This window comes from Micromonospora sp. L32 (assembly GCF_052068055.1).
Classification (GTDB): domain Bacteria; phylum Actinomycetota; class Actinomycetes; order Mycobacteriales; family Micromonosporaceae; genus Micromonospora; species Micromonospora purpureochromogenes.
Genome location: NZ_JBQHDD010000023.1, coordinates 1 through 3485, shown reverse-complemented (window position 1 = coordinate 3485; position 3485 = coordinate 1). Strand labels below are relative to the sequence as shown.

Below are 3485 nucleotides of genomic sequence, written 5' to 3'. Positions count from 1 at the left end.
CCGGAAGGAGATCGAATCCCAGGAGTCCTTCCAGCACTGGTTCTCCAATCCGTTGCGCTCGTTGCGGCGCCGGTACCAGACGTAGCCGTCGCCCATCAGGTCGCCGTACTCGTCGATCCAGTGCAGCGCGGCCCGCGCGGGCCGCTCGAGAAGCCGCACGGTGGCGGCGTCTCCGGTCCACCGCTCGTACTCGTCGAGCAGGATCACGTAGAGCGGGGTGGAGTCGGCGCTGCCGTAGTACGGCGAGTGGGGCTGCTCCTCGAAGCCGATCGTCTCCCCGTACCGGAGTTCGTGCAGCATCTTCCCCGGCTCCTCCTCGCGGAAGTCGTCGAGGACGACGCCCTGCAACAGCGCCAGCAGGCGCAGCGTCGTGACCGCCAGTTCCGGTGCGAACGGCAGCGCCTGCAGGCTGGTGAAGATGCTGTCCCGGCCGAAGATCGCCATGAACCATGGCAGGCCGGCGGCGGGCAGGGCATGTCCGCCGGCGGTCAGCGGCACGAAGCGCAGCGCGGCGAGATCGGACAGGCTGCGCCGGTAGGTCATCGCCAACGTGGGGGAGTCGCAGGTCAGACGGGGGGCTTCCGCGAGCCAACGGTCCAGGTCCTGCCGCATCTGCCGGCGGGCCCGACCGGGCGAGCCCTGCAGGCTCTGCCGAAGATCACGTCCGTCCACGCCCAGGGTCCGCACGTGGATGTCGGTGACCCACTCGCCGTGCGGTTCGAGGCGGACGTCGTACGTCAACCCCCGCTCGTCGATCTGTGCCGGCTCAGTGGAGGAGACCAACGTCTCCCGGTGGAACGTCTCCCGCCGATAACCGAGCCGCAGGCACCCGTCCTCGACCCGGGCGTAGTGCCCGCCCTTCTTGTTGCGGACGTCCTTGATCTCGAAAAGGTCGGCGAAGTCGCTTTCGATGTCGATCCGGATTCGCAGGTCGACGGGCCCGGGTTCGTGGTTGATCACGGTCAGCCGCTCGTTGAAGCTCTCGCCGATCGAGCGCTCGCGAATGGCCGACACGCTGATGTCCACCAGCGGAGTCAGGACGGTCGGGACGACCAAGAATCGGCTCTCGAAGTAGTCGACCTCCTCAACGTTGAGCGCGTTGACCCGTTCACCGTTGATGGAGAGGATCCATTTCGACAGGAACCGGGTGTCGAACGAGAAGAAGCCGGTCGGGATGGCCGGCGACGCGTCGATGTCGCCGGTCTCCTCACTGACCACGAACGTGTTGCCGTCCAGCAGTCGAACGAGTCCGTCGCTCATGCCGGTCCGCTCTTTCGGCGGGCGAACTCCCGTGGATGGTGCGCGCCGGGTGGCCCCGGCATCACCCGCTGGAGGAAGCGGGCGAGCCGCAGGTCACCTTCGGCCCTGAGTTCGTTACGCACCCACGCCGCGTAGATGTGCGACCTGCCGGTGACGATCCGGTCGAAGGTCGCTCTGCTGCCCCTGAGCACGCAGTCGGCCGCGCTCTCCTCCCGCGAGACGCGGACATCGCCGCGTCTGATCACCAGCAACCAGTGGTCGACCTCCTGGTCGTGTCCGAGGTCGAACCGGATGCTGCCGACGGCGTCCTCGAGGAGGGGTTCGTGGCCTCGCCGGTCGAGGGCCTCCAAGAAGTTCGCGGTGGGATTCGACATGAGCCTCCTCCGGTCGGTCCCGAGCCCGGACGAGCAGCCACGCTCACGATGGCCGGTGGCGGCCCACCGTCGCATCACCCGCAGCGGGTGAAATGTCAGTGCCCTGCGTGAGTGGCCCGGCGATCTCATCCGGTCCGGGTGAGGTCAGGGCACCGCAACCTGAGCGATGCTGCCCTGGTCGCGATTCTTCTTCGGGGGTGGTGGTGCCATGTCGGAGACGGCCCGGGGATTCTTCGACGCGCTCGAACGACACGGCCACGAACGCGTGCTGAAGAAGACGAACGGCACCATCCGGTTCGACCTGGAACACGACCATGAGGTCGACCACTGGTTCGTGGAGATCCGCGGCGGTGCCGTCCGCGTGTCACAACGGGATGGCGACGCCGACGCCGTCATCCGTGCCGACAGTGCCTTCTTCGACCGCATGGTCCGTGGCGAGGCCAAACCGCTCCCGGCGTGGCTGAGGAACGAGATTACGAGCGAGGGAAAGTTTCGGTTCATCGTGCTGCTGGAGCGGCTCTTCGCACCTCCGCCCCGGGCGCGACATCCACGGGACGTCGTCCGTGACCGTGGGGGGCGCGCATGAAGACGGACCTCATCAGGATCCTCGACGGCAACATCTTCGTGCTGAGCGACGGCAGTGGCGACCTGGCGGCGACGCCCACCGTGCCGAGCGGGTTCTACTCGTTCGACACCCGGTTCCTGTCCCTGTGGCGGCTGACCCTCAACGGTGAACGGCTGAGCCCGCTCGCCCGGGACGACCCGTCCTACTTCGAGGTGCGTTTCTTCCTGGTGCCCGGCGCACCCACCCACTACGTCGACGCGAAGGTGTCGGTGATCCGGGAGCGGTCGGTGGCCGGTAGCTTCGAGGAGCAGTTGACGGTGCTCAACCACTCCGGCGAACCGGCCGAGATGACCGTCCATGTGGAGGCGGACTCCGACTTCGCGCCGCTGGCCGTGGCGGCACAGGGGCGTACGCCGAAGGGTCGGCTGTACCGGCACGTCGAGAACGGCCGGTTGCATCTCGGCTACCAGCGGGACGCCTTCCGCCGGGAGACGGTCATCTCCTCCACCGAGCCGGCGCGGGTCGACGAACGGGGGCTGACGTACCAGATCCGGATCGAACCGCACGGCCGGTGGACCACGACGCTGCACGTCCGAGGGCTGGTGCTGCGCCCGGACGGTGAGGACGTCCGGGAGCATGTCCATCCCGGCCGCCGCCGGCGGGACAGGTCCCGGCTCGAGTGGAACCTCCAGCAGTGGCTCGGCGCGGCTCCGCAACTGATCTGCGACTGGGAGCCATTGGAGCGGACGTACCGGCAGTCCATGGTCGATCTCGCCGCGCTGGGGTACTCGCCGCTGACGCTGCCGGCCGAGGCGCTGCCCGCGGCGGGTCTGCCGTGGAGCGCGACCATCGCCGGCCGGGAAGCCATCTTCGCCAGCTTGCAGGCGTTGCCGTTCGCACCGCGCCTCGCCCTTGCCGCCCTGCACATGCTCGGCATCGACCAGGGCGCGGTGCTCGACGACTTCCGGGACGAGGAGCCCGGCAAGATCCTGAGGGAGTTCCGCTACGGCGAACTGGTCGCGTTCGAGGAACTCCCACAGTCGCCGTACTACGGGGCCGCTGACATCACCCCGCTCTACGTGGTCCTGCTCGACGAGTACGAGCGGTGGACCGGAGACGCCGATACGGCGCGGGAGTTCGAGGACGAGGCGCGGGCGGCCCTGCACTGGATCGACGAGTACGGCGACATCATGGGCGACGGCTACGTCTGGTACCAGCGCCGCAACGAACGAACCGGGCTGGAGAACCAGTGCTGGAAGGAATCCCCCAACGCGATCTCCTTCCGC

The 3485-nt window shown here is 68.1% G+C and carries 4 protein-coding genes; 2 read left to right on the top strand and 2 right to left on the bottom strand.

Features of this window, described 5'->3' with window-relative positions; translation table 11 throughout:
* Both ACTMTB_RS30835 and ACTMTB_RS30830 read right to left on the bottom strand, forming a co-directional pair.
* Nucleotides 1-1260 (bottom strand): amylo-alpha-1,6-glucosidase (locus ACTMTB_RS30835; RefSeq protein WP_441149641.1); only part of this gene is annotated, 1260 nt, incomplete at its 3' end.
* Entirely contained in the window at nt 1257-1634 is a 378-nt protein-coding gene (locus ACTMTB_RS30830; protein ID WP_441149640.1) for an SCP2 sterol-binding domain-containing protein, read from the bottom strand. The genes ACTMTB_RS30830 and ACTMTB_RS30835, both read right to left, overlap by 4 nt.
* 208 nt (nt 1635-1842) lie before the next feature.
* On the opposite strand from ACTMTB_RS30830, the gene ACTMTB_RS30825 reads away from it, so the two are divergent.
* The gene (locus ACTMTB_RS30825; protein ID WP_441149639.1) at nt 1843-2220 is read left to right on the top strand and encodes an SCP2 sterol-binding domain-containing protein; all 378 of its coding nucleotides are present in this window, start codon (nt 1843-1845) and stop codon (nt 2218-2220) included.
* Nucleotides 2217-3485 (top strand): glycogen debranching N-terminal domain-containing protein (locus ACTMTB_RS30820; protein WP_441149638.1); only part of this gene is annotated, 1269 nt, incomplete at its 3' end. The genes ACTMTB_RS30825 and ACTMTB_RS30820, both read left to right, overlap by 4 nt.